Annotated in this window: 26 protein-coding genes; 16 read left to right on the forward strand and 10 right to left on the reverse strand. The window is 71.4% G+C overall.

Translation table 11 applies throughout. From position 1 onward, the window contains the following. Position 1: 1 nt before the first annotated feature. Together tal and tkt are read right to left on the reverse strand one after the other, a co-directional pair. Positions 2-1120: a transaldolase gene (gene tal / locus ABZ128_RS17430; protein WP_356849245.1), complete on the reverse strand. Its 1119-nt coding sequence runs from the start codon at positions 1118-1120 to the stop codon at positions 2-4. 30 nt (positions 1121-1150) lie between these two features. Then, the gene (gene tkt, locus ABZ128_RS17435; RefSeq protein WP_356849247.1) at positions 1151-3238 is read right to left on the reverse strand and encodes a transketolase; all 2088 of its coding nucleotides are present in this window, start codon (positions 3236-3238) and stop codon (positions 1151-1153) included. Positions 3239-3503: 265 nt separating this feature from the next. Here tkt and ABZ128_RS17440 point away from each other — a divergent pair, with 265 nt between their 5' ends. The 3 genes from ABZ128_RS17440 (at position 3504) to ABZ128_RS17450 (ending at position 6093) form a co-directional block, all read left to right on the forward strand. Further along, a complete protein-coding gene (locus ABZ128_RS17440) occupies positions 3504-4451 on the forward strand; it encodes a heme o synthase (protein ID WP_356849248.1) in 948 nt (315 codons plus the stop codon). Positions 4452-4466: 15 nt separating this feature from the next. Then, entirely contained in the window at positions 4467-4820 is a 354-nt protein-coding gene (locus tag ABZ128_RS17445) for a hypothetical protein (RefSeq protein WP_356849250.1), read from the forward strand. A 151-nt stretch (positions 4821-4971) separates the two neighbouring features. Continuing rightward, positions 4972-6093 (forward strand): amidohydrolase family protein, encoded by a 1122-nt coding sequence (locus tag ABZ128_RS17450; protein ID WP_356849251.1) that lies wholly within the window; start codon positions 4972-4974, stop codon positions 6091-6093. Between the two features lie 75 nt (positions 6094-6168). On the opposite strand, the gene ABZ128_RS17455 is transcribed toward ABZ128_RS17450, so the two are convergent. From ABZ128_RS17455 to ABZ128_RS17470, 4 genes are all read right to left on the reverse strand, one after another. Then, the gene (locus ABZ128_RS17455) at positions 6169-7158 is read right to left on the reverse strand and encodes a COX15/CtaA family protein (protein WP_356849253.1); all 990 of its coding nucleotides are present in this window, start codon (positions 7156-7158) and stop codon (positions 6169-6171) included. Between the two features lie 4 nt (positions 7159-7162). Next, positions 7163-8308, reverse strand: a complete 1146-nt coding sequence (locus ABZ128_RS17460; RefSeq protein ID WP_356849254.1) for a hypothetical protein — start codon at positions 8306-8308, stop codon at positions 7163-7165. 104 nt (positions 8309-8412) lie between these two features. Beyond that, positions 8413-9189, reverse strand: coding sequence for an ABC transporter permease (locus tag ABZ128_RS17465; RefSeq protein ID WP_356849256.1), 777 nt, complete (start codon positions 9187-9189; stop codon positions 8413-8415). After that, positions 9186-10112: an ABC transporter ATP-binding protein gene (locus ABZ128_RS17470; RefSeq protein WP_356849258.1), complete on the reverse strand. Its 927-nt coding sequence runs from the start codon at positions 10110-10112 to the stop codon at positions 9186-9188. Before ABZ128_RS17470 ends, ABZ128_RS17465 begins: the two co-directional genes overlap by 4 nt. 231 nt (positions 10113-10343) lie before the next feature. On the opposite strand from ABZ128_RS17470, the gene ABZ128_RS17475 reads away from it, so the two are divergent. The 11 genes from ABZ128_RS17475 to ABZ128_RS17525 all read left to right on the forward strand — a co-directional run bounded on the left by ABZ128_RS17475 (position 10344) and on the right by ABZ128_RS17525 (position 19387). Beyond that, positions 10344-11084: an ArsR family transcriptional regulator gene (locus tag ABZ128_RS17475; RefSeq protein WP_356849361.1), complete on the forward strand. Its 741-nt coding sequence runs from the start codon at positions 10344-10346 to the stop codon at positions 11082-11084. Next, positions 11081-12496 (forward strand): Fe-S cluster assembly protein SufB, encoded by a 1416-nt coding sequence (gene sufB, locus ABZ128_RS17480; protein WP_356849260.1) that lies wholly within the window; start codon positions 11081-11083, stop codon positions 12494-12496. Before ABZ128_RS17475 ends, sufB begins: the two co-directional genes overlap by 4 nt. A gap of 72 nt (positions 12497-12568) precedes the next feature. Further along, complete coding sequence (gene sufD, locus ABZ128_RS17485) at positions 12569-13747, forward strand: Fe-S cluster assembly protein SufD (RefSeq protein WP_356849261.1); 1179 nt, start codon at positions 12569-12571, stop codon at positions 13745-13747. Continuing rightward, entirely contained in the window at positions 13747-14064 is a 318-nt protein-coding gene (locus ABZ128_RS17490; RefSeq protein ID WP_356849263.1) for a bifunctional 3-phenylpropionate/cinnamic acid dioxygenase ferredoxin subunit, read from the forward strand. The genes sufD and ABZ128_RS17490 overlap by 1 nt, the downstream gene beginning before the upstream one ends. Before the next feature lie 7 nt (positions 14065-14071). Beyond that, positions 14072-14836: a Fe-S cluster assembly ATPase SufC gene (gene sufC / locus ABZ128_RS17495; RefSeq protein ID WP_053785807.1), complete on the forward strand. Its 765-nt coding sequence runs from the start codon at positions 14072-14074 to the stop codon at positions 14834-14836. Further along, positions 14833-16089, forward strand: a complete 1257-nt coding sequence (locus tag ABZ128_RS17500) for a cysteine desulfurase (protein WP_356849265.1) — start codon at positions 14833-14835, stop codon at positions 16087-16089. The genes sufC and ABZ128_RS17500 overlap by 4 nt, the downstream gene beginning before the upstream one ends. Before the next feature lie 22 nt (positions 16090-16111). Next, the gene (gene sufU / locus ABZ128_RS17505; RefSeq protein WP_356849267.1) at positions 16112-16573 is read left to right on the forward strand and encodes a Fe-S cluster assembly sulfur transfer protein SufU; all 462 of its coding nucleotides are present in this window, start codon (positions 16112-16114) and stop codon (positions 16571-16573) included. Next, on the forward strand, positions 16570-16914 hold the full coding sequence (locus ABZ128_RS17510) for a metal-sulfur cluster assembly factor (protein WP_030388904.1): 345 nt from the start codon (positions 16570-16572) through the stop codon (positions 16912-16914). The genes sufU and ABZ128_RS17510 overlap by 4 nt, the downstream gene beginning before the upstream one ends. Positions 16915-17091: 177 nt before the next feature. Further along, entirely contained in the window at positions 17092-18456 is a 1365-nt protein-coding gene (locus ABZ128_RS17515) for a hypothetical protein (protein ID WP_356849269.1), read from the forward strand. A gap of 83 nt (positions 18457-18539) precedes the next feature. Then, the gene (locus tag ABZ128_RS17520) at positions 18540-18860 is read left to right on the forward strand and encodes a multidrug efflux SMR transporter (protein WP_356849270.1); all 321 of its coding nucleotides are present in this window, start codon (positions 18540-18542) and stop codon (positions 18858-18860) included. Then, positions 18860-19387, forward strand: coding sequence for a TetR family transcriptional regulator (locus tag ABZ128_RS17525; RefSeq protein ID WP_356849271.1), 528 nt, complete (start codon positions 18860-18862; stop codon positions 19385-19387). The genes ABZ128_RS17520 and ABZ128_RS17525 overlap by 1 nt, the downstream gene beginning before the upstream one ends. 65 nt (positions 19388-19452) lie before the next feature. Here ABZ128_RS17525 and ABZ128_RS17530 read toward each other — a convergent pair whose 3' ends face one another. Further along, on the reverse strand, positions 19453-20328 hold the full coding sequence (locus ABZ128_RS17530; protein ID WP_356849272.1) for a winged helix-turn-helix transcriptional regulator: 876 nt from the start codon (positions 20326-20328) through the stop codon (positions 19453-19455). Positions 20329-20411: 83 nt separating this feature from the next. Here ABZ128_RS17530 and ABZ128_RS17535 point away from each other — a divergent pair, with 83 nt between their 5' ends. Both ABZ128_RS17535 and dapD read left to right on the forward strand, forming a co-directional pair. Continuing rightward, on the forward strand, positions 20412-21641 hold the full coding sequence (locus tag ABZ128_RS17535) for an MFS transporter (RefSeq protein WP_356849362.1): 1230 nt from the start codon (positions 20412-20414) through the stop codon (positions 21639-21641). A 9-nt stretch (positions 21642-21650) separates the two neighbouring features. Continuing rightward, positions 21651-22631, forward strand: coding sequence for a 2,3,4,5-tetrahydropyridine-2,6-dicarboxylate N-succinyltransferase (dapD, locus tag ABZ128_RS17540; RefSeq protein ID WP_356849274.1), 981 nt, complete (start codon positions 21651-21653; stop codon positions 22629-22631). A gap of 49 nt (positions 22632-22680) precedes the next feature. Here dapD and ABZ128_RS17545 read toward each other — a convergent pair whose 3' ends face one another. The 3 genes from ABZ128_RS17545 to ABZ128_RS17555 all read right to left on the reverse strand — a co-directional run bounded on the left by ABZ128_RS17545 (position 22681) and on the right by ABZ128_RS17555 (position 25393). Continuing rightward, positions 22681-22935: a hypothetical protein gene (locus tag ABZ128_RS17545; protein WP_356849275.1), complete on the reverse strand. Its 255-nt coding sequence runs from the start codon at positions 22933-22935 to the stop codon at positions 22681-22683. Positions 22936-23051: 116 nt separating this feature from the next. Further along, the gene (locus ABZ128_RS17550; RefSeq protein ID WP_356849277.1) at positions 23052-23483 is read right to left on the reverse strand and encodes a GNAT family N-acetyltransferase; all 432 of its coding nucleotides are present in this window, start codon (positions 23481-23483) and stop codon (positions 23052-23054) included. A gap of 68 nt (positions 23484-23551) precedes the next feature. Then, positions 23552-25393, reverse strand: coding sequence for an endonuclease/exonuclease/phosphatase family protein (locus ABZ128_RS17555; protein WP_356849278.1), 1842 nt, complete (start codon positions 25391-25393; stop codon positions 23552-23554). Between the last annotated feature and the right edge of the window lie 157 nt (positions 25394-25550).

Below are 25550 nucleotides of genomic sequence, written 5' to 3' on the forward strand. Positions count from 1 at the left end.
CTCAGGCCTCCGTGGGGGCGAGGCGCTCAAGCTCCGCCTCGGTCGACTTCAGCAGGTCGTTCCAGGACGCCTCGAACTTCTCGACGCCCTCGTCCTCAAGCAGCTGCACCACATCGTCGTACGAGATGCCCAGCTTCGCGACCGCGTCGAGCTCGGCGCGCGACTGCGCGTACGTGGCGCGCACGGTGTCGCCCGTGATCTCACCGTGGTCGGCGGCGGCCTCCAGGGTGGCCTCCGGCATGGTGTTCACCGTGTTCGGGGCGACCAGGTCGTCCACGTACAGGGTGTCCTTGTACGCGGGGTCCTTGACGCCCGTCGAGGCCCACAGCGGACGCTGCTTGTTGGCGCCTACCCGCTCCAGGGCGTTCCACCGGTCGGAGGAGAAGACCTCCTCGTAGGCCTCGTAGGCCAGACGGGCGTTGGCGAGGGCCGCCTTGCCCTTCAGGGCCTTCGCCTCGTCCGTGCCGACGGAGTCCAGGCGCTTGTCGATCTCGGTGTCCACGCGGGACACGAAGAAGGAGGCGACCGAGTGGATCAGGGACAGGTCCAGGCCGGCGGCCTTCGCCTTCTCCAGACCCGCCAGGTACGCGTCCATGACCTCGCGGTAGCGCTCCAGCGAGAAGATCAGCGTGACGTTGACGCTGATGCCCCGCCCGATCACCTCGGTGATCGCCGGCAGGCCGGCCCGGGTCGCCGGGATCTTGATGAGGGTGTTCGGGCGGTCCACCAGCCAGGCCAGCTGCTTGGCCTCGGCGACGGTGGCCCGGGTGTTGTGGGCCAGGCGCGGGTCGACCTCGATCGAGACCCGGCCGTCCTGGCCGTCGGTGGCGTCGAAGACCGGGCGCAGGATGTCGGCGGCGTCGCGGACGTCCGCCGTCGTGATCATCCTGATGGCCTCCTCGACGGTGACCTTGCGGGCGGCGAGGTCCGCGAGCTGCTGCTCGTAGCCGTCACCGCTGCTGATCGCCTTCTGGAAGATCGACGGGTTGGTGGTCACGCCGACCACGTGCGACTGGTCGATGAGCTCGGCCAGGTTGCCGGACGTGATGCGCTTGCGGGACAGGTCGTCCAGCCAGATCGCCACGCCCTCGTCGGAGAGGCGCTTGAGTGCGTCTGTCATGGGATTACAACTCCTACTCTGGTGCCGGCGTCAGCGCGCGGCGGCGGCGATCGATTCCCTGGCGGCGGCGGCAACGGCCTCGGGGGTGAAGCCGAACTCGCGGAACAGCACCTTGGCGTCGGCCGAGGCGCCGAAGTGCTCCAGCGACACGATCCGGCCCGCGTCGCCCACGTAGCGGTGCCAGGTCAGGCCGATGCCCGCCTCGACCGCGACGCGCGCCTTCACCGACGGCGGCAGGACGCTGTCCTTGTAGTCCTGGTCCTGCTCCTCGAACCACTCGACGGACGGCATCGAGACCACGCGGGTGGGGATGCCCGCGGCCTGGAGCTGCTCGCGGGCCTCGACGGCCACGTGCACCTCGGAGCCGGTGCCGATGAGGAGGACCTCGGGCTGCCCGCCCTCGGCCTCGAAGAGGACGTACCCGCCCTTGGCGGCGTCCTCGTTGGGCTCGTAGGTCGGCACGCCCTGGCGGGTCAGCGCCAGACCGTGCGGGGCGCCCTTGCCGAACACCTTGGTGTGGCGGCGCAGGATCTCGCGCCAGGCGATGGCCGTCTCGTTCGCGTCGGCCGGGCGGACCACGTTCAGGCCCGGGATGGCGCGCAGCGAGGCGAGGTGCTCCACGGGCTGGTGGGTCGGGCCGTCCTCGCCCAGACCGATGGAGTCGTGCGTCCACACGTACGTCACCGGCAGGTGCATCAGGGCGGACAGGCGGACGGCGTTGCGCATGTAGTCGGAGAACACCAGGAAGGTGCCGCCGTAGATGCGGGTGTGGCCGTGCAGCGCGATGCCGTTCATCGACGCGGCCATCGCGTGCTCGCGGATGCCGAAGTGGATGGTGCGGCCGTACGGGTCGGCCTCCGGCAGCGGGTTGCCCTTCGGCAGGAAGGAGGAGGTCTTGTCGATGGTGGTGTTGTTGGAGCCGGCGAGGTCGGCCGAGCCGCCCCACAGCTCCGGGATGATCCCGCCGAGCGCCTCAAGCACCTTGCCGGAGGCCGCGCGGGTGGCGATGCCCTTGCCCGGCTCGAAGACGGGGAGCTTGTCCTCCCAGCCCGCGGGCAGCTCGTTGGCGTTGATCCGGTCGAACTCGGCGGCGCGCTCCGGGTTGGCGGTGCGCCAGGCCGAGAAGTCCTTCTCCCAGGCGGCCTTGGCGTCGCGGCCGCGGTCCTGGGCCTTGCGGGTGTGGGCGATGACCTCGTCGGCGACCTCGAAGGTCTGCTCCGGGTCGAAGCCGAGGACGCGCTTGGTGGCGGCCACCTCGTCGTCGCCGAGAGCGGAGCCGTGCGCGGCCTCGGTGCCCTGGGCGTGCGGGGCCGGCCAGGCGATGATCGAGCGCATCGCGATGAACGACGGGCGTCCGGTCTCGGCCTTGGCGGCCTGGAGGGCCTCGTACAGCGCCTTCGGGTCGAGGTCGCCGTTCTCCTGCTGGGCCACGCGCTGGACGTGCCAGCCGTACGCCTCGTAACGCTTGAGGGTGTCCTCGGAGACGGCCGTCTCGGTGTCGCCCTCGATGGAGATGTGGTTGTCGTCCCACAGCAGGACGAGGTTGCCGAGCTTCTGGTGGCCCGCGAGGGAGGAGGCCTCGGCGGAGATGCCCTCCTGGAGGCAGCCGTCACCGGCGATCGCGTAGACCATGTGGTCGAACGGGGAGGTGCCCGGGGCGGCCTCCGGGTCGAACAGGCCGCGCTCGTAGCGGGCGGCCATGGCCATGCCCACCGCGTTGGCGACGCCCTGGCCCAGCGGGCCGGTGGTGGTCTCGACGCCGGCCGTGTGGCCGTACTCCGGGTGGCCGGGGGTCTTGGAGCCCCAGGTGCGGAACGCCTTGAGGTCGTCCAGCTCCAGGCCGAAGCCGGCCAGGTAGAGCTGCGTGTAGAGAGTCAGGGACGAGTGACCCGCGGAAAGCACGAAACGGTCGCGGCCGACCCACTCGGGGTCGGCCGGGTCGTGCCGCATGACCTTCTGGAAAAGGGTGTACGCGGCGGGGGCCAGGCTCATCGCCGTACCGGGGTGGCCGTTACCGACCTTCTGGACCGCGTCGGCGGCCAGGATGCGGGCGGTGTCGACGGCCCGCTGGTCCAGTTCGGTCCATTCGAGCTCTGTGGTCGTCGGCTTGGTGCTCACCGTGGGTCAGGGCTCCTCTCCACATGTCTGTTCCCGGTGACGAACGGTGCACCGGCGCGATTCCGAGCCTACCCCCGTGACGGCATGCAGCTATTCGAGTGCCCGCAGTCCGTCACAACGTCGCGGCGCCGATCGGACCAACACGGGACGACCCCCGCGCAGGGCGACGTAAGTGCAACGTCTAGAGTGGCGTGGTACGCGCAAGCCTTTACCGGTGCTTCCTAGGGAGAGCCCGGGTCGGAGCTTGCTGGATTCTCTCTCAGGGGTGTGCGTGACGGCCGTCGAATCCCGTCCAGCGGGGGTGCTCGGGACCCCTCCCGGTCATCGGCCGTTCGGGGCCCGGGCCATGGCTTTCGTGGCATTGACCAAGCCGCGGATCATCGAACTTCTGCTGATCACCACAGTGCCGGTCATGTTCCTCGCCCAGCGGGGCGTGCCCTCGCTGTGGCTGGTCCTCGCGACCTGTTTCGGCGGCTACCTGTCCGCGGGCGGCGCCAACGCGCTGAACATGTACATCGACCGCGACATCGACGCGCTGATGGACCGTACGGCCCAGCGGCCGCTGGTGACCGGCATGGTCAGCCCGCGCGAGTGCCTGGTCTTCGGCATCACCCTCGGGGTCGTCTCGACCCTGTTCTTCGGTCTGCTGGTGAACTGGCTGTCCGCGGCGCTCTCGCTCGGCGCGCTCCTCTTCTACGTCGTCATCTACACGATGCTGCTGAAGCGGCGCACCGCGCAGAACATCGTCTGGGGCGGCATCGCGGGCTGCATGCCGGTGCTCATCGGCTGGTCCTCGGTCAAGAACGAGGTCTCCTGGGCGGCGGTCGTCCTCTTCCTCGTCATCTTCTTCTGGACGCCGCCGCACTACTGGCCGCTGTCCATGAAGGTGAAGGACGACTACGCGCGTGTCGGCGTGCCCATGCTGCCGGTGGTGGCGGGCAACAAGGCCGTGGCGCGTCAGATCGTGCTCTACAGCTGGGTGATGGTCGCGGTCTCGCTGCTGCTCACCCCGCTGGGGTACACCGGCTGGTTCTACACGTCGGTGGCGCTGGTCGCGGGCGGCTGGTGGCTGTGGGAGGCGCACGCGCTGCACGCACGGGCCAAGGCGGGCGTGACGGGGGCGAAGCTCAAGGAGATGCGGCTGTTCCACTGGTCGATCACCTATGTGTCGCTCCTCTTCGTCGCGGTGGCCGTGGATCCCTTCCTCCGCTGATTACTCGCCGGTAGCATGCCTGTCATGGCAGACACCACCGCAGACGCAGACACCAAGAAGCAGGACCGGAAGGCCGCGAGGCTGGCCAAGCAGATCGGCGCGTTCGGCCGGCAGCACGGCGGCGCCGAGGGCCAGCTCGCGCACATCGGCCAGGCCGGCACCCGGATCGTGCTCGTGGGCGCGGACGGAGCCTGGGGCGACCTGGTGGCCCCGAACTGGCAGGTGGCCCGGCTGGCCGCCGAGAAGGCCGCGCTGACCCTCCACGAGGAGTTCGACGGCGAGTTCGCCGCCCGGGTCAGGACCGGCCCGTACGAGTGGGCCCGGATGGCCGGGATCCAGCTCGGCGGCGCGGCGCAGCCGGCCGCCTGAGCGGGGCCCCCGGCCGCCGGCCGGCCCAGGTGGCCGCCCGGCCGACGTCCCCGGTGGCCGCTCGGTCAACAGCGCGAGCAACACCTCGCGCCCCGCTCACCCGTTAGGACGTGTGGAAGACCCTTCCTCACGTCCGCAACGGGATGCCCGGATGATCGAAACGCCGCCCCTGGTGGACCAGTACTGCCACGGAGTGCTCCGTACGGAGCTGGGCCTCGCCACCTTCGAGGCCCAGCTGTTCCCCTCGGCCGGCCCGCCCGCAGCCGGCACCACCTTCTTCGACACCCAGACCGGCTTCGCCGTGCGCCGCTGGTGCCCGCCGCTGCTCGGGCTGGAGCCGCACTGCCCCCCGGCCCGCTATCTGGCCCGGCGGCGCGAGCTGGGCGTCGTCGAGTCACGCCGCAGGCTGCTGCGCGGCTCGGGAATCGCCTCCTACCTCGTGGACACGGGGGTGCCCGGGGACCTCGCCGGGCCCAAGGAGCTGGCGCTCGCGGGCGACGCCGAGGCCTTCGAGCTGGTCCGGCTGGAGCTGCTGGCCGAGCAGACCGCCGACACCTCCGGCACGGTCGCCGCCTTCCTGGCCAACCTCGCCGAGGCCGTCCACCACGCCGCCGCCGGGGCCGTGGCCTTCACCTGCCGCGCGGACGCCGGGTACCTGGCCGCCCTCGCCGACGCGCCCGGGCCCCCCGATCCGGGCGCGGTACGGGGGGCGGTCGGGCGGTGGCTCGCGGGGCGCTCCAAGGGGGTGGCCGTACGGGACCCCGTCCTCCTGCGGCACCTGCTGTGGAGCGCGGTGGCGTACGGTCTGCCGCTCCAGCTGCACACGGGCGCGGGGGAACCCGGGGAGCGGCCGGAGCAGGGCGATCCCGCCCGGCTCGCGGAGTTCCTGCGGGCCACCGCGGGCCTGGGGACGCAGCTGGTGCTGTGCGGCGGATACCCCCACCACCGGGGCGCCGCCCGGCTCGCGGCCGCGTTCCCGCACGTGCACGCCGATCTCGGCGCGGCCCTGGGGAGGAGCGGCGCGCGCGCCGCGGCGGTGCTGGCCGAGCTGCTGGAGCTGGCCCCCTTCGGCAAGCTGCTGTTCTCCAGCGGTGGCCGGCGGCTGCCCGAACTGCACGCGGTGGGTGCCTTGGTGTTCCGGGAGGCGCTGGGCCGGGTGCTGGGCGGCTGGGCCGGCGAGGGGGCCTGGTCCTGGCGGGACGCGGACCGGGTGGCGGCCATGATCGCGGCGGGCAATGCCCGCCGCGTCTACCGGCTGGACGAACGCGGCTGAGCCGCGCCCCCGGGCGGACGGCTCAGGCCGCTCGCGGGGGCGGGCGGCTCAGGCGGCGTCGCGGGGACGGGCGGCTCAGGCGGCCGAGAGCTGGGGGTCGGCCTGCGCCGGGATGTCCGCCTGCGAGGCGGGCCGCTCGCGCAGGCTCAGGGCCAGCCGGACCACGGAGATCCACACGAGGCAGGAGCCCAGCATGTGGGCGGCGACGAGGGCCTCGGGCACGTGCGTGAAGTACTGGACGTAACCGATGCCGCCCTGGGCCAGCAGCACGATCAGCAGGTCGCGGGCGCGTGCCCGGGTGTCCGTGGGGGCGTCGACCACGCGCAGCACCAGCCACATGGCCACGGCGAGCGCGCACACGACCCAGGCGGAGACCGCGTGGAGGTGGGCGGTGGCCGACCAGTCGAACGGCATCCGCTTGATCTCGCTCCTGTCGCCGGCGTGCGGGCCGGAGCCGGTGACCACCGTGCCCGCCGCGATCAGCACCAGCGTGGTGGTGAGCAGGGCCCACGAGAGCTTGCGCACCGGGCCCGGCACGCGCGGCCGCGGCCTGGCGTCGCCCTCGCCCGTGCGCTGCCAGGTGATCGTCGTCACCGTGACCAGCGAGGTGGCGAGCAGGAAGTGCCCGGCCACGCTGTAGGGGTTGAGCCCGGTCAGCACGGTGATCCCGCCGAGGACCGCATTGCCCATCACGATGGCGAACTGGAGCCACCCGAGCCGCGTCAGCGACCGGCGCCAGGGCTTGGCCGAGCGCGCCGTGACGATGGCCCAGCCGACGGCCGCGCACAGGACGTACGTCAGCATGCGGTTGCCGAACTCGATGGCGCCGTGGAAGCCCTGTTCCCGGGTCACGATCAGGCTCTCGTCGGTGCACTTGGGCCAGGTGTCGCAGCCGAGACCGGATCCGGTCAGCCGTACCGCACCGCCGGTCACGACGATGACCACGCTCATGACGAGCGCGATGAGCGCGGCCCGCCGGACGGTCCGGGGTGACGGAGTCCAGCGGCTGGCGACGTAAGCAAGAGGGGTCAACACGGCCCTTATCGTACGCGGCGCCTTGTGCAAACTTTCACGAGGGGGTGCCGCCGCCGCCCGCCACCGGGCCCGGGCCCACGAGCAGCCGGAACAGGGCACCCGCGGGGTCGCCTTCCTCGTGCCACCAGAGGCGGACCCGCCAAGAGCCGCCCTCGCCGGGGCAGTCCGCCGACTCCCTGAAGCCGCGCACCAATTCGGCGCCTATGTCCTCCGCTGTCCTGTTCCTCACCTCTGCACCGCCGCGCCAGGGACGGCCCTGCGCGGTCCACAGCCCGTCGGGGCCGCGCACCTCGAAGCGCCACACCGCGCGCCAGGGCGTCACCTCCAGCATGGTGCCCACCTGGTCGGCCTCCAGGCGCAGCCGGGCCGCGATCTCCTCCTCGGGCACCGAGCGGATCCGGGCGCCCACCACGGCCAGGGGCAGCAGCCGCTCGGGCAGCAGTCCCCGCTCGCGCAGCCGTACCAGTGAGTCGAAGGACAGCAGGCGCAGCCGCAGTTCCAGCTGGCGGCCGATGTGGTCGAGGGCCTCCTCCGCCTCCTGGGCGGCCTCCGGGCCGGGATCCGCCAGGAGCAGCCGGCGAAAACCGCCCTCCGCGTCCACCGCCCAGGCCACCGCCTCCTCGGCGAGCCCCAGCTCCGCGAGGCGGTCCCCGAGGAAGACCCCGGCCTGGGCGAGGCCGCGCCGGTTGACCGGGTCCTGCTGGTCCAGATCCGCCCAGACCCCGACGGCGGCCCGGGTCACGTCCCGGGCGCGCTCGCCGGCCGCCCGCTCCATGGCGCTCGGCCCGCTCTCCGCCGCCGCGCCGAGCGGGTACCGGGGCAGCCGGTCCTCGTCGCTCAGCGGCCAGGACAGCCAGACCCCCTGGTTGATCAGGCCCCGGGCGTACCACCGGGCGTACTCCGGGGCGTGCGGGGCGGCCTGCCTGCCGTAATTCAGGCCCTCCTCGATGGCCGCCAGGGCCCCGGCCCGGTCTCCGGCGGCGAACCGCCGGGCCGCCAGGTCGCCCAGGCGCAGCCCCAGTCGCGCCGCGCACTCCGGATCGGTCAGGGCCGGCTCGCGCAGCGCCCCGATCAACTCCGCCAGCAGCCGGCCGGCCTCCGCCGGCTCCGCCTGCGCCGGCCCCGACCGGATCCGTGCCCACTGCTCGTCCAGCCGTAGAACGGCCTCCCGCTGCGCCATACCCGCCCCCCGGCTTCGTGGTCCGCGTCGCTGTCGCTGATGTGCGGAGGTGGTCGTCCTCCTGTCAGGCCAACGCGCGGGGGAGGCGATTCGCTCCCGCGGGTCTACTCCCAGCGGAAGAACTTCGCGGCGGCGCCCAGCCCCAGCACCGCCCACGCGCCCAGCACGGCCGCGTCGGCCCAGGGCAGCCCGGCCCCGTTCTGCAGCACCTCGCGCAGCCCGTGGGACAGCGCCGAGACCGGCAGCAGCCCCAGTACGTCCTGCACCGCGCCCGGGAACCTGTCCATCGGGACGATCACCCCGCCGCCGACCAGCAGCAGCAGGAACACCAGGTTGGCGGCGGCCAGGGTCACCTCGGCCTTGAGCGTGCCCGCCATCAGCAGCCCGAGCCCCGAGAAGGCGGCGGTCCCCAGCAGCACCAGCGCGGCCACCGCCGCCGGGTTCCCGTGCGGGGACCAGCCCAGCGCGAAGGCGATCACCGTCAGCAGAGCGATCTGGAGCACCTCGGTGACCAGCACGGACAGGGTCTTGGCGGCCATCAGCGCCCACCGCGGCAGCGGCGAGGCGCCGAGCCGCTTGAGCACCCCGTACCGGCGGTCGAACCCGGTGGCGATGGCCTGGCCGGTGAAGGCGGTGGACAGCACCGCCAGGGCCAGGATCCCGGGCGCGAGGAAGTCCACGGACCGCTGGGCGCCCCCCACGGGCACGGTGATGATGTCCACGGAGGAGAACAGCACCAGCAGCAGGGCCGGGATGATCACCGTCAGCAGCAGCTGCTCCCCGTTGCGCAGCAGCATCCGGGTCTCCAGCGCCGTCTGGGCGAGGATCATGCGGGACACGGGCGCGGCCCCCGGGCGGGGCGTGAACGTACCGGCGCTCATGCGCGCAGCTCCTTACCGGTGAGCTCCAGGAAGACGTCTTCGAGCGTGTGCCGCTCCACCGACAGGCTGCTCGGCATCACGCCGTGCTGCGCGCACCAGGAGGCGACGGTGGCCAGCATCTGCGGGTCGACCTCGCCGACGACCCGGTAGGCGCCCGGCGTGAGCTCGGCGGCCCGGGTGCCGTCGGGCAGCGCCTTCAGCAGCGACGCGAGGTCGAGGGAGGGGCGGCCGGTGAAGCGCAGGGTGTTCTCGGCGCCGCCGCGGCACAGCTGCTCGGGGCTGCCGTGGGCGATGACCCGGCCCGCGTCGACGATCGCGACCTCGTCGGCCAGCTGCTCGGCCTCGTCCATGTGGTGGGTGGTGAGGATGACGGTGACCCCGTCGGCGCGCAGTTCCCGTACCAGGTCCCAGGTCGCGCGGCGGGCCTGCGGGTCCAGGCCCGCGGTCGGCTCGTCGAGGAAGACCAGCTCGGGGCGGCCCACCACGGCCATGGCCAGGGCCAGGCGCTGCTGCTGTCCGCCGGAGAGCCGGCGGTAGGGGGTGCGGCCGCAGCCGCCCAGCCCCAGCCGCTCGGCCAGGGCGTCCACGTCGAGCGGGTCGGCGTACAGCGCGGCCACGTGGCGCAGCATCTCGACGGCGCGGGCGCCGGAGTAGACCCCGCCCGACTGGAGCATCACGCCGATCCGGGGGCGCAGCGCCCCGGCCTGGGCGACCGGGTCGAGGCCGAGGACGCGGACGGTGCCGGCGTCGGGGCGCCGGTAGCCCTCGCAGGTCTCCACGGTGGTCGTCTTGCCCGCGCCGTTGGGACCGAGGACCGCGGTGACGGAGGCTCTGCGGACGGTGAGGTCCAGGCCGTCCACCGCGGTCTTGGGGCCGTACCGCTTCACCAGTCCGCGGATCTCCACGGCGGGGTCGTTGCTCATGCGGGTGAGTCTACGGAGCCCGAAAGGGGGCCCCGGGCGCCGGGGGAGGCCGCCTGGACCGCTGCGGCCGGACGGTGTTTCCGTGCAGGTGAGGGCCGTGATCACTTCACTCTGCGTGGGCGCATTAGGTAACCCTTAGTGATGGAGGACACCAGGAGTGGCGTCCGTCACGGCTTGTCGGGGCTCAAGTAATTACGCAACAATGGCGTTGTGAAATACGGCGAACGGCTGATGGAGACCCCGCACGGGGAACTCGCTACCGGGGAGCGGTCAACCCGCAACCGGGTCGCGCGCTCCATCCTGGACCACGGTCCGTCGACCGTCGCCGATCTCGCCGCGCGTCTCGGCCTCACCCAGGCCGCCGTCCGCCGCCACCTCGACACGCTCGTCGCCGACGACGTGGTCGCACCCCGTGAGCAGCGCGTGTACGGTGCGCGCACCCGGGGCCGGCCCGCCAAGGTCTTCGCGCTGACCGACTGCGGCCGTGACGCCTTCGACCAGTCCTACGACTCGCTCGCCACGGACGCCCTGCGCTGGATCGCGCAGTCCGCCGGCGGCGGCGAGCAGGGAGAGGCGGCCGTGGCCGCCTTCGCCCGGGCCCGCATGGACGCGCAGGCCGAGACCTACCGGGAGGCGGTCGAGGCGGCCGCCCCCGCGGACCGCGCCGAGGCCCTGGCCAAGGCGTTGACCGCGGACGGGTACGCTGCTACGGCGAAGAGCGCTCCCGGTCCGCACAGCGGTGAACAGCTCTGCCAGCACCACTGCCCGGTCGCCCACGTCGCCGAGCAGTTCCCGCAGCTCTGCGAGGCGGAGACCGAGGTCTTCTCCCGCCTGCTCGGGACGCACGTGCAGCGCCTCGCCACGATCGCCCACGGCGACGGGGTGTGCACCACGTTCATCCCACGAGGCGCGGGCGCCACACAGACCGACACATCAGCATCTGCAAGCACGGCCGGGAGGAACCCCGCATGACCACGGAGACTGCTCACCCTGAGCTCGATGGCCTGGGCACCTACGAATACGGCTGGGCCGACTCCGACGCGGCCGGCGCGGCTGCCAAGCGGGGTCTGTCCGAGGACGTCGTCCGGGACATCTCGGCGAAGAAGAACGAGCCCGAGTGGATGCTGAAGCTCCGCCTCAAGGGCCTGAAGCTCTTCGACAAGAAGCCCATGCCCACCTGGGGCTCCGACCTGTCGGGCATCGACTTCGACAACATCAAGTACTTCGTCCGGTCCACGGAGAAGCAGGCGGAGTCCTGGGAGGACCTGCCCGAGGACATCAAGAACACGTACGACAAGCTCGGCATCCCGGAGGCGGAGAAGCAGCGCCTCGTCGCGGGCGTCGCGGCCCAGTACGAGTCCGAGGTCGTCTACCACCAGATCCGCGAGGACCTGGAGCAGCAGGGCGTCATCTTCCTCGACACGGACACCGCGCTCAAGGAGCACCCGGAGCTCTTCCAGGAGTACTTCGGCACGGTCATCCCGGTCGGCGACAACAAGTTCGCCTCGCTGAACACCGCGGTGTGGTCCGGCGGCTCCTTCATCTACGTCCCCAAGGGTGTCCACGTGGACATCCCGCTCCAGGCCTACTTCCGCATCAACACGGAGAACATGGGCCAGTTCGAGCGGACGCTGATCATCGTCGACGAGGACGCCTACGTCCACTACGTCGAGGGCTGCACCGCCCCGATCTACTCCTCGGACTCGCTGCACAGCGCCGTGGTCGAGATCATCGTGAAGAAGGGCGGCCGCTGCCGCTACACGACCATCCAGAACTGGTCGAACAACGTCTACAACCTGGTCACCAAGCGCGCCGTGGCGTACGAGGGCGCGACCATGGAGTGGATCGACGGCAACATCGGCTCCAAGGTCACGATGAAGTACCCGGCCGTCTACCTGATGGGCGAGCACGCCAAGGGCGAGACCCTGTCCATCGCCTTCGCGGGCGAGGGCCAGCACCAGGACGCCGGCTCCAAGATGGTCCACATGGCGCCGAACACCTCCTCCAACATCGTCTCCAAGTCGGTGGCGCGAGGCGGCGGCCGCACCTCGTACCGCGGCCTGGTCGAGATCGGCGAGGGCGCCAGCGGCTCCAAGTCGAACGTGCTCTGCGACGCGCTCCTGGTCGACACGATCTCCCGCTCCGACACGTACCCGTACGTGGACGTCCGCGAGGACGACGTCTCCATGGGCCACGAGGCGACCGTCTCCAAGGTCTCCGAGGACCAGCTCTTCTACCTGATGAGCCGCGGCATGACCGAGTTCGAGGCCATGGCGATGATCGTGCGCGGCTTCGTCGAGCCGATCGCCAAGGAGCTGCCGATGGAGTACGCCCTGGAGCTGAACCGGCTGATCGAGCTGCAGATGGAGGGCTCGGTCGGCTGACCCGACCGCCCCACCGGCTCCACCCCACGACGCAGGCAGTGTCCGTACAAGAGAGTGAGCAAGACGACAGCCATGGCTGAGGCTCAGAACATTCCGGCGGGTTCGACCACCGCCGGCGCGATCGCGGTGGCCGCCGAGTCCACCGTCGCCACCCGGATGAGCGCACCGCCGTCCTTCGACGTGGCGGACTTCCCGGTTCCGCACGGCCGCGAGGAGGAGTGGCGCTTCACGCCGCTCGCCCGCCTCAAGGGCCTGCACGACGGCACCGCGACCGCCAACGGCAGCATGAAGGCCCAGATCGACGCGCCCGAGGGCGTCACGGTCGAGTCGGTGGAGCGCGACGACGCCCGCATCGGCAAGGCCGGCACCCCGGTGGACCGGGTCGCCGCCCAGGCGTTCTCCTCCTTCGCCAAGGCCACGGTCGTCACCGTGCCCAAGGAGGCCGTCCTGACCGAGCCCGTGCGCGTCTCGCTGCACGGCGAGGGCGGGACGACCTTCGGCCACACCGTCTTCGACGTGCAGGCCTTCGCCGAGGCCGTCATCGTCATCGACCACACCGGTGACGGCGTCCGCGCCGCCAACGTGGACTTCCTGATCGGCGACGGCGCCAAGGTGACCGTCGTCTCCATCCAGGACTGGGACGACACCGCCGTCCACTGCTCCCAGCACAACGCGCTGGTCGGCCGTGACGCGAGCTTCAAGTCGGTCGTCGTCACCTTCGGTGGCGACCTCGTCCGCCTGCACCCGCGGGTCAGCTACGCCGGCACCGGCGGCGAGGCCGAGCTCCTCGGCCTCTACTTCACCGACGCCGGCCAGCACCAGGAGCACCGCCTCCTGGTCACCCACGACGCCCCGCACTGCAAGTCCCACGTGGTCTACAAGGGTGCGCTCCAGGGCCAGGACGCCCACGCCGTCTGGATCGGCGACGTGCTCATCGAGAAGAGCGCCGAGGGCACCGACACCTACGAGATGAACCGCAACCTCGTCCTCACGGACGGCGCCCGGGTCGACTCGGTGCCGAACCTGGAGATCGAGACCGGCGAGATCGTCGGCGCCGGCCACGCCTCCGCGACCGGCCGCTTCGACGACGAGCAGCTCTTCTACCTGCAGGCCCGCGGCATCCCGGCCGACGAGGCCCGCCGTCTGGTCGTGCGCGGCTTCTTCGCCGAGCTCGTCCAGCAGATCGGTGTCCCGGACATCGAGGAGCGCCTGCTCGCCAAGATCGAGACCGAGCTTGAGGCGTCCGTCTGATGACCTACATGAAGGCCTGCTCGCTGAGTGAGCTTGAGGAGAACACCCCCAAGCGGGTGGAACTCGACGGGACGCCGCTGTCCATCGTCTCCACCGAGGGGGAGGTGTTCGCGATCAACGACATCTGCTCGCACGCGAACGTCTCGCTCTCGGAGGGCGAGGTCGAGGACTGCATGATCGAGTGCTGGCTGCACGGGTCGTCCTTCGACCTGCGCACCGGCAAGCCCTCGGGTCTGCCCGCAACGCGCCCCGTTCCCGTATACCCCGTAAAGATCGAAGGGGACGACGTGCTCGTCTCCCTCACCCAGGAGTCCTGAGGCACCCATGGCAACGCTTGAAATCCACGACCTGCACGTCTCCGTCGAGGCCGAAAACGGCGCCCGCGAGATCCTCAAGGGTGTCGACCTCACCGTCAAGCAGGGTGAGACGCACGCCATCATGGGCCCCAACGGCTCCGGCAAGTCCACCCTGGCGTACTCGCTCGCCGGTCACCCGAAGTACACCATCACCGGTGGCACCGTGACCCTCGACGGTGAAGACGTCCTGGAGATGTCCGTCGACGAGCGCGCCCGCGCCGGCGTCTTCCTCGCCATGCAGTACCCGGTCGAGGTCCCCGGCGTCTCGGTCTCCAACTTCCTGCGCACCTCGGCCACCGCCATCCGCGGCGAGGCGCCGAAGCTGCGTACCTGGGTGAAGGAGGTCAAGTCCGCGATGGAGCAGCTCCAGATGGACCCGGCCTTCGCCGAGCGCAACGTCAACGAGGGCTTCTCCGGCGGTGAGAAGAAGCGCCACGAGATCCTCCAGCTGGAGCTCCTCAAGCCGAAGATCGCGATCCTCGACGAGACCGACTCCGGCCTCGACGTCGACGCGCTGCGCATCGTCTCCGAGGGCGTCAACCGCGTCCGCGAGACCGGTGAGGTCGGCACCCTGCTGATCACCCACTACACGCGCATCCTGCGGTACATCAAGCCGGACTTCGTGCACGTGTTCGCGAACGGCCGGATCGCCGAGTCCGGTGGCGCCGAGCTGGCCGACCAGCTTGAGGCCGAGGGCTACGACAAGTACGTGAAGGGTGGCGCTACCGCGTGACGCAGCTGCCTGGCCTCCTCGACATCGAGGCGATCCGCAAGGACTTCCCCCTGCTGGATCGTGTGGTCCACGACGGGAAGAAGATCGTTTACCTGGACAACGCGGCGACCTCGCAGAAGCCTCGCCAGGTGCTCGACGCGCTGAACGAGTACTACGAGCGGCACAACGCCAACGTCCACCGCGGCGTGCACGTGCTCGCCGAGGAGGCCACGGCGCTGTACGAGGGCGCCCGCGACAAGGTCGCCGCCTTCATCAACGCCCCGAGCCGCGACGAGGTGATCTTCACCAAGAACGCCTCGGAGTCGCTCAACCTGGTCGCCAACATGCTCGGCTGGGCGGACGAGCCCTACCGGGTCGACCGCGAGACCGAGATCGTCATCACGGAGATGGAGCACCACTCCAACATCGTGCCGTGGCAGCTGCTCTCGCAGCGCACCGGCGCGAAGCTGAAGTGGTTCGGCCTCACCGACGACGGCCGGCTCGACCTCTCCTCCATCGAAGAGGTCATCACGGAGAAGACGAAGATCGTCTCCTTCACGCTGGTCTCCAACATCATGGGCACGATCAACCCGGTCGAGGCGATCGTCCGCCGCGCCCAGGAGGTCGGCGCGCTGGTGCTGATCGACGCCTCGCAGGCCGCTCCGCACCTGCCGCTGGACGTGCAGGCGCTCGGCGCCGACTTCGTGGCCTTCACCGGCCACAAGATGTGCGGCCCGACCGGCATCGGCGTCCTGTGGGGCCGCCAGGAGCTCCTGGAGGACCTGCCCCCGTTCCTCGGCGGCGGCGAGATGATCGAGACCGTGTCCATGCACGCCTCGACGTACGCCCCGGCACCCCACAAGTTCGAGGCGGGCACGCCCCCGATCGCCCAGGCCGTCGGCCTCGGCGCGGCCGTGGACTACCTCACCTCGATCGGCATGGAGAACATCGCCGCGCACGAGCACGCGATCACGGAGTACGCGGTCAAGCGCCTCGCCGAGGTGCCCGACCTGCGGATCATCGGCCCCACCACGGCCGAGGACCGCGGCGCCGCGATCTCCTTCGTGCTCGGGGACATCCACCCGCACGACGTCGGCCAGGTGCTGGACGAGCAGGGCATCGCGGTCCGCGTGGGACACCACTGCGCGCGCCCCGTCTGCCTGCGGTACGGAATTCCCGCGACCACGCGAGCGTCTTTCTATCTGTACTCCTCTCCGGCGGACGTGGACGCGCTGATCGACGGGCTGGAGCACGTACGGAACTTCTTCGGCTGACGGACGAGGGCGACGAGGACCAGTGAAGCTGGATTCGATGTACCAGGAACTGATCCTGGACCACTACAAGCACCCGCACGGGCGCGGCCTGCGCGACGGTGACGCCGAGGTGCACCACGTCAACCCGACGTGCGGCGACGAGATCACGCTGCGCGTGAAGTACGACGGAGAGACGCTCACCGACGTCTCCTACGAGGGCCAGGGCTGCTCCATCAGCCAGGCCAGCGCCTCCGTGCTGAACGAGCTGCTCGTCGGCAAGAAGGTGTCCGAGGCGCAGCGGATCCAGGACGTGTTCCTGGAGCTGATGCAGTCCAAGGGCAAGATCGAGCCGGACGAGGAGATGGAGGAGGTGCTGGAGGACGCCGTCGCGTTCGCCGGTGTCTCCAAGTATCCGGCGCGCGTGAAGTGTGCTCTCCTGAGCTGGATGGCCTGGAAGGACGCGACCGCCCAGGTTCTGGGCGACGCGGAGAGGAAGACGGCATGACCGAGAACGCGACGCCCGAGGCGTCGATCAAGCCGGCCACCGAGGAGGAGGTCCGCGAGGCCCTCTACGACGTGGTCGACCCCGAGCTGGGCATCGACGTCGTCAATCTGGGTTTGATCTACGGCATCCACATCGACGACGCGAACATCGCCACTCTCGACATGACGCTGACCTCGGCGGCCTGCCCGCTGACGGACGTCATCGAGGACCAGGCGAAGTCGGCGACCGACGGGATCGTCAACGAGCTGCGCATCAACTGGGTCTGGATGCCCCCGTGGGGCCCGGACAAGATCACGGACGACGGTCGTGAGCAGCTGCGCGCGCTCGGCTTCAACGTCTGACCAGTCCTCGACCGGTCCTTCGACCGCTCGCTGTGTGAGGGCCCCCGGCACCACGGTGCCGGGGGCCCTTTGCGTTCTTCCGGACGACGGGCACCGTGCACCGGGAGTTGGCCGCCGTGGCCGAACCTTCTCGACGGCCGTCACGAGCGGCGGCCTGGCAGGGAGGGAGGACCCGCGATGAAGAAGCAGTTGTCCATCACCGGGATCGCGGCGCTGCTGGTCGTCGCGGCCGGCGTGCCCGCGCAGGCGGTCACGTACGGGACGCCGACCATCGCGCTGTCGGCGTCGTACCTGACGGGGGCCGTGGGCGCGGTCGGGGACCCCTCGGTGAACGTGACCGTCGGTCAGCTCGGTGCGGACCCGGCCGCCTTGACGGTCAGTGCGTCCGCGTCGACCCGGGCCTCGGTCGCCGGGACGGGTGACGTGACGGTCACCGGCGCGGGAGCCGTACGGCAGCTGGCCGTCACCGCGCGCGGGCGCGGTTACACCAGCCTCACCGTCAAGGTGACCGGGCTGGGCGGCAAGAGCGCCACCAAGACGCTGTCCTACGCGGCTTCGGCGGCCGTGCAGAACCCGGCCGACGCCCGGTACTTCACGGGGGCCTCCGACTCCTCCGCCGCGGTGGACGTGGGCGGCGGTTACACCGTGGTAGCCGACGACGAGAACAACGTCCTGCGGCTGTACGACCGTTCCCGTTCCGGTGCGCCGGTCAGGACCTGGGACTTCAGCACGCAGCTCGGTGTCAGCAAGGAGGTGGACATCGAGGGGGCCACCCGCATCGGCGACACCGTCTACTGGACGGGCTCGCTCGGCAACAACAAGGACGGCGAGTACAAGGCGCCCCGCAACACCGTCTTCACCACCGCGGTGAGCGGCTCCGGCGCGGCCACGCAGCTCGCGTACGGGCGCTCGTACCAGCGGCTGCGCGAGGACCTGGTGGACTGGGACACGGCGAACGGCAACCGCTACGGCTTCGCGGCCGGGACGGCGGCAGGCCAGGCACCGAAGCAGATCGACGGCTTCAACGTGGAGGGGCTGGAGTTCGCGCCGGGATCCACCACGACGGCGTACCTCGGCTTCCGGGCCCCGCTGGCCCCCGCGGTCCCGGGCGGCCGGGCGCTGATCGTGCCGGTGGTGAACTTCGACAAGGTGCTGTCGAGCGGCGCCAAGGCGGCCTTCGGGGCGGGCATCGAACTCGACCTCGGCGGGCTGTCCGTCCGCGACCTGCGCAGGAACGCTGCGGGCCAGTACCTGATCCTGGCCGGTTCCTGGGCCGCGGACGACAACTCCGACCCGTACGCCCTCTACCAGTGGGACGGTGTCCCGGGCCACGCCCCGGTCCAGCGCGCCGACCTGCCGACCACCGACCCGGGCGGCTGGGAGGCCCTGGTGGACGTGCCGGACCTGTCGGTGGCGGGCGCGCGCGTGCAGGTGGTCACGGACAGCGGGTCCGCGGACCTGTACGGGGACGGGGTCGAGGCGAAGGACCTGACGCACCCGGAGTGGAAGAAGGCCCGGGCGGCCTGGTTCACGCTGAACTGAACTGAACTGAACTGAACTGAACTGAAACTGAACCGGACCGGACCGGACTGAACCGGTGCGGGGCGATGTGTACTGTCGTACACATGCCTTTCGTACTGCTCGCCGCGGCCATCGCCGCCGAGGTGGCCGGCACCACCTCCATGAAGTTCAGCCAGGGTTTCACGAAGCTGTGGCCGTCGCTGGGCACCCTCGTGGGGTACGCCATCGCCTTCACCCTGCTCGCGCAGACGCTGAAGTCGATGTCGGTGGGTACGGCGTACGCGATCTGGGCCGGGGTCGGCACGGCCGCGATCGCCGCCATCGGGATGGTGTTCCTGGGTGAGGCGGCCACCGCCGCCAAGATCGCCGGAATCGCGCTGATCATCGCCGGGGTGGTGCTGTTGAACCTGGGCGGAGCGCACTGATGGGCCGCCGGTACGATCCCGACCGGCGCCAGCGGATCATCGACGCGGCGATCCGGGTGGTGGGCGCGAAGGGCATCGCCGGGCTGAGCCATCGCAGCGTGGCGGCGGAGGCGGACGTGCCGCTGGGTTCGACCACCTACCACTTCGAAACGCTGGACGACCTGCTCGTGGCGGCGCTGCGGCAGGCGAACGCCGGCTTCGCGCCGGTGCCGGAGGCGGTCTGCGGAGCGGAGCTGGCGGCGGAGCTGGCCCGCCTGCTGGGGGAGTTCCTGACGGCGGACCGGGGCCGGGCGGAGCTGGAGTACGAGCTCTACCTGGCAGCGCTGCGCAGGCCGGCGCTGCGGCCGGTGGCCGCGGCGTGGGCGGAGTCGGTGACGGCGGCCCTGGCGGACCGTGTCGACCCGGCGACGGCGCGGGCGGTGGTGGCGGTACTGGACGGGATCAGCCTGCAGGTGCTCCTGACGGACACCCCGTACGACGAGCGCCATGCGTGCGAGGTCCTGACGCGGGTGCTCGCCCGGCCGTAGCCGCCGCGACCGTCGGATCCGGGCCCGCTCCGGGGGATTCGGCCGGGCGCCGGCCCGGCCGCGCGTCAGGCTCCTGCGCGGACCGTGGCCAGTGCCGTCGCGACGCCGGCTTCGATGTCCTGGACGGGGTAGAGCACTTCCCGCACCGTGCGCTCCCGGTCGAGCACCAGCGTCAGGCGCTTCAGCCGGCTCATCCCCGCCGCGCGGAACGTCGGCAGGCGGAGGGCGGCCGTCAGGGTGAGGTCCGCATCCGAGAGGAGCGGGAAGCGGAGCTTCTCCGACTCCGCGAACTCCCGCTGCTCGTCGGGGCGCTGCGTCGAGACGCCGTGCACGGTCGCCCCCGCCGCCGTGAACTCCGCGAGCTGGTCCCGGTAGGTGCACGATTCGAAGGTGCAGCCCTTGGCGCCGGGGATCCCCGCCCAGCCGGGCGGATAGGACTCGGCCCGGGCGTACGCGCCGGGGAAGCAGTACAGGACGGTGAACGGGGTGTCCGCCACCGGGTCGCGGAGCTCGCCGAAGCGGTCCGGCAGGAGCAGCTCCGGCAGCCGGGTGCCGCGCAGCGCGTGGACCCGTACCGCCTCCTTCGAGGCCTCGTGCGTCGTCGCCGTCATCTCTCCCTCTCCCAGGACCCAGGTGTCTCCCCAGTCCTGGAGGGCGACCAGGACGGGCAGCAGTCCCCGCCCGCGCGGGGTCAGCCGGTACTCGTGCCGCACCGGACGTTCCTGGTACGGCTCGCGCGTCAGCACCCCGGCGTCGACCAGCAGTTTCAGCCGCTCGGCCAGCACTTTCCGGGACACGCCCAGCTCGCGCTGGAACTCCTCGAAGCGGTGCAGCCCGCGCGCGGCGTCGCGGACGATCAGAAGCGTCCACCAGTCCCCCACGACGTCGAGGGCCTGGGCGATGGAGCAGTCCGCGTCGCCGAGGTGTGTGCGCTGGGCCATGGCACTCCTTTGTCCGTTGACCCAAGGCTGTCATGCTGACATAGTCCGTTCCCAAAAGGAACTGACTCGGGGGTGGCGGAGTGCTGCAGGGGTTCAAGGACGTGCCCAGAGTGGTGTGGCTGCTGGCGGCAGGGGTGTTCGTCAACGCCGTCGTCAGCTTCACCTTCGTTTTCGTCTTCCTGTACCTGACCGGGCCGCGCGGACTGGGCGCCGCGGAGGCCGGCCTGGTCACCGGGGCCGGGGGCGTCGGCCTCGTCGCGGGGAACTTCACCGGCGGCTGGTACGGGGACCGCTTCGGCCACCGCCGGGTGCTGCTCGCCGCCGCCACCCTCGGCGGCCTCACCCTCATGGCCTTCCCGCTCCTGTCGGCCCCGCTGCTGTACGCCGCCCTTCCGCTGGCCCAGTACGCCTCCGGGGTGATCCGGGCCGCGAACTCCGCCCTGGTCGCCGTCGCCGTCCCCGAAGGGGCCCGGCGGCAGGCCTTCGCCGTCGTGCGCTGCGTCTCGAACGGCGGTTTCACCCTCGGCCCGCCGCTGGGCGCGCTGGTCGCGACGGGCCTCTCGTACGACTGGCTCTTCGTCGCGGACGGCCTCGGCACCCTCTTCTTCGCCCTGTGGACCGCGCGCGTCGTCCCCGCCCGCGGTGCTTCCCGGACCCCCGCCGCGGCCCCGGACGGGGGTCGGGGCCGCGGCGTGTGGCAGGAGCTGCGGGCCCGGCCCGCCGTACTGGTCCTGCTCGCCGCGATCCTGCCGACCGACCTCGTCTACCGCCAGCAGTACGGCACCTTCCCCGTCTTCCTGGCCGACCACGGCCTGGACACCCGGGCCTTCGGCCTCGTGATCGCCCTCAACGGCGGCGTCATCCTGCTGCTGGAGCTCCCGGCCGCCGTCGCACTGCGCCACCGGCCTCCCCTGCCGGTCATCGCGACCGGACTGCTGCTGGTCGGGGCCGGGTACGCGGCCCTGCTGACCGGGGCCGGGATCGCGAGCGCCACCGCCATGATCCTGCTGCTGAGCCTCGGCGAGATCCTGTACAAGACCACCGCCACCGCCTACGTCGCCGACCAGGCCCCCGAGCATGCGATCGGGCGGTTCCAGAGCCTGTACGCGGGGATCTCCGTCAGCGGCGTCGTCCTCGGCCCGCCGCTCGGCGGAGCCCTGTACGCCGCGGCGCCCGGGCTGCTGTGGCCCTTGTGCGCCGGGCTCGCAGCGGGAGCGGGCGCGGCCGTCTTCTGGGCCTCCCGGCGCGCCGTGCGCCACGCGGCGCGACCGTCACATGAGACCGGTTCGCACCCTCGGGCCGTCGCCGGTTAGGTTTCGGATATGACTGCTACGCGTACCACCGGCGCCGTCGCCGCCGGACTTGCCACCATCGCCGCCGACGGCACCGTCCTCGACACCTGGTTCCCCGCCCCCGAGCTGGTCGCCGAGCCCGGCCCGGCCGGCACCGAGCGCCTGACCGCCGAACAGGCCGTGGAACTGCTCGGCGAGGCCGCGCCCAAGGCCCTCGGGCCGGACGCGCGCCGCGGTGTCGAGGTCGTAGCCGTCCGCACCGTGATCTCCTCCCTGGAGGACAAGCCGCTCGACGCGCACGACGCGTACCTGCGCCTGCACCTGCTCAGCCACCGCCTGGTCAAGCCCCACGGCCAGAACCTGGACGGCGTCTTCGGACTGCTCGCCAACGTGGCCTGGACCTCGCTGGGCCCGGTCGCGGTGGACCAGATCGAGACCGTCCGCCTCAACGCGCGCGCCGAGGGGCTGCACCTGCAGGTCACCTCGATCGACAAGTTCCCGCGGATGACGGACTACGTGCTCCCCAAGGGCGTGCGCGTCGCCGACGCCGACCGGGTCCGCCTCGGTGCGCACCTCGCCGAGGGCACCACCGTCATGCACGAGGGCTTCGTCAACTTCAACGCGGGCACCCTGGGCACCTCGATGGTCGAGGGCCGCATCTCGGCCGGTGTCGTGATCGGCAACGGATCGGACATCGGCGGCGGCGCGTCCACGATGGGCACCCTCTCGGGCGGCGGCAAGCAGATCATCTCGATCGGCGAGCGCTGCCTGATCGGCGCCGAGGCGGGCGTCGGCATCGCGCTGGGCGACGAGTGCATCGTCGAGGCCGGCCTGTACGTGACCGCGGGCACCCGCGTCACCCTCCCGGACGGCCAGATCGTCAAGGCCCTGGAGCTCTCCGGCGCCAGCAACATCCTCTTCCGCCGCAACTCGGTCACCGGAGCCGTCGAGGCCCGCCCGAACAACGCGGTCTGGGGCGGCCTGAACGAGATCCTGCACAGCCACAACTGAGCCGCACTCCGCGGGCCCTCCCTCCCCGAGCGGGGGAGGGCCCGCGGAGTCAGTGCAGGGGCAGGCTGCGGACCAGTCCGGCGAAGGCCTGTTCCTCGGCCTCCGTCAGTTCGACCGACTCCATCGGGTGCGCGGCGGCCCCGCGCTGCGCCGGGATGAACGTGAGGCGCTCGCGGGCGCCCGGCTCCGCGCGCTCGAAGCGCCTGTGCCTGAGCAGGTGGCGCAGGCCCACCACGCCGACGAGTGCGGCCACCAGCAGGATCGCCAGGCCGATTTCCCGGGCGGGGACGATGGAGGGGGACATGCGGGCCTCCGGAAGTACGGCGGGCACGGTCGAGCGTGGGGACACTCAACACCACGACCCGGGTCGAACGGGCCGGTATGTGGCGAGCGTCACGTCAGGGGCGAAAACCCCCTCCGTCAGTCCGCCAGCCTCAGCTTGAAGCCCTCGTGGGTGCGCGCCCAGCCCAGCCGCTCGTAGAAGCGGTGGGCGTCCGTCCGCCGCTTGTTGCTGGTCAGCTGCATCAGACCGCAGCCGCGCTCGCGCGCCCGCTCCGTCGCGCGCCGCATCAGCTCCGCCCCCAGCCCGGCGCCCCGCCGGTCGGCGCGCACTCGTACCGCCTCCACGAGCGCCCGCTCCCGGCCGCCCTGGCCCAGGCCCGGGACGTAGGTGAGCTGGAGGCAGCCGAGCACGTCCGCCCCGTCGGCCAGGACCAGCAGCTCGTTGCGGGCGTCCGCCTCGATCGCGTCGAAGGCCCGCTCGTGGGCCGCGGTCACGGGGGACGGTCCGCCGTCCGCCAGCAGGGCGAGTACGGCGGGCAGGTCCTCACGGGTCGCGGTGCGGAAGATCACGGTCCTGAGTGTGGCAGGGGCCCCGGCCGGGACGGCGGCCGGGGCCCCTGCGGTCAGACGGCCGCCTGCTACGGGCGGAAGCGCAGCACCTGCGGGTCGTGGTCGCTGTTCTGGGCCGAGAACTCAGCGTTGATGTGCACGCTGTCGTACGTGAACGACTTGATCGCCGGGCTGGTCAGGATCTGGTCCAGCACCTGCGCGTTGCCCTGGTACACGTAGGAGTAACGTTCCGCCTTCGGCAGCGACTTGATCGCCGAGTACAGGGCGCCGCCGTCCTCCAGCGCCTGCGCCGTCGCCGAGAACTCGAAGTCGTTGATGTCACCGAGGACCAGGACGTTCGCGTTCTTCTCGGTGGCCAGCAGGTTCTTGACGAAGCCGTTCACGGCCTGGGCCTGCAGCAGCCGCTTCGCCTCCGACGAGCGCACCGGCGGCTGGTGGTGGGAGGTCAGGCCCTCGTCGCCGCCCTTCGAGCTGAAGTGGTTGGCGATCACGAAGACCGTACGGCCACGGAAGACGAACTCGCCGGCCAGCGGCTTGCGGCTGTCCTGCCAGGCCGGGTTCGCCGGGTCGATCCGGCCGGGGGAGTGGGTGAGGGCCGCGTGGCCCTGCTCCGTCGTCACGCCGGTCGCGGTCGTCGAGTCGCCCGCCGCACGGTCGGTGAAGGAGACGCGGGCCGGGTTGAACAGGAACACCTGGCGGATGTTGCCGCCGGGCTCGCCGCCGTCCTTGTTGTTCTCCGGGTTGACGGTCCGCCACTGGTACGCCGGGCCGCCCGCGGCCGCGATCGCCGCCGTGAACTTCGTCAGCGTCTGCTCGGCGGACACCGTGCCGTCGTTCTTGGCACCGTTGTCGTCCTGGATCTCCTCCAGGGCCACGATGTCGGGGGAGGCGAGGTTCTCGACGACCGCCTTCGCGAGGTTGTCGAACTTCTCCTGCGGGTCGGACGGGTCGAGGTTCTCGACGTTGTACGTGGCCACCGCGAGCTCACCCGGGGCCTGCGCCTTGGTCTTCTCGGGGGCGAGGGTGCCGGGGGTGACGGTGCCCAGCGTGCGGGCCACCAGCGTGTAGCCGCCGAACTGGTTGAAGTCCAGCGGGCCCTCGGTGGGGCCGGTCAGCTTGTCGCCGACGTTGGCCACCGGGAAGGGCTGCTGCGCGAGCGGCGCGAGCTGCTGGATCTGCAGGCGGCCGGTGTTCTGGGACTCGTACGAGCCGTACAGCGTGCCGCCCCGCTTGGCGGTGTGCTCCCAGCCCTTGACCGTGACCCACAGCTCCGCGTACGGGTCGGTGGCGCCGACCACGCGCGAGGTGCCGATCGCGACGTTCATGCCCTCCAGGGACTCGTAGAAGTCCAGGGCGTAGCGCGAGGGGTCGAGGGCCAGGCCGTTGATGCTGCCGCCGGCGGCCGGGTCGCCCGCCGGGGCGTACTCGGCGGGCACGCTGTACTCGTTGATCGCGGTGGCCTCGGGCAGCGCGTTGCCGGAGGAGACCACGGTCACGGACGGCTTGGAGATCTGCGTGACCGACTGGTTGCCGGAGCCCGCCCCGCCGGGGACGTACTCGCCGACCAGGCCGGAGACCTTCACCGCGTCGCCGACGGCCACGGTGGGGGCCGAGCTCGTGAAGACGAAGATGCCTTCGCTGGTGGCGGCGTTGTCATCGGCGTCGGGGTCCTGGATCCAGAAGCCGCGCGAGCCGTACGTGCGCACGCCCGTGACGATGCCTTCGACGCCGGTGACCTGCTTGCCGTTGAGCGGGGATATCCGGGTGGTGCCCTGGATGTCGTGGATGCGTATCGAATCGGCGGACACGGCGCCTTCGGCCGCGTCGGCGGTGCCCGCGAGCAGGCCGGTGGCCAGGGCGGTGGCGACGAGGGCCGCGACGGCGGCGGAACGGGGATGCGAGGAGCGCATGGGCGGGAACTCCGGTGTGTGGAGGCGGAAAGCGAGGGGGGTGGTACCTGCGTGCGACGTGACCCACGGGTCCGGAAAACGACCCGATAGATCTACGCGCGTCAATTTCCTGGGTGACCAGCGAAGTTGTCAAGGCCTCCAGGGAATACGGCAGCTG

Origin of the sequence: Streptomyces sp. NPDC006326 (genome assembly GCF_040612915.1) — a bacterium.
Classification (GTDB): domain Bacteria; phylum Actinomycetota; class Actinomycetes; order Streptomycetales; family Streptomycetaceae; genus Streptomyces.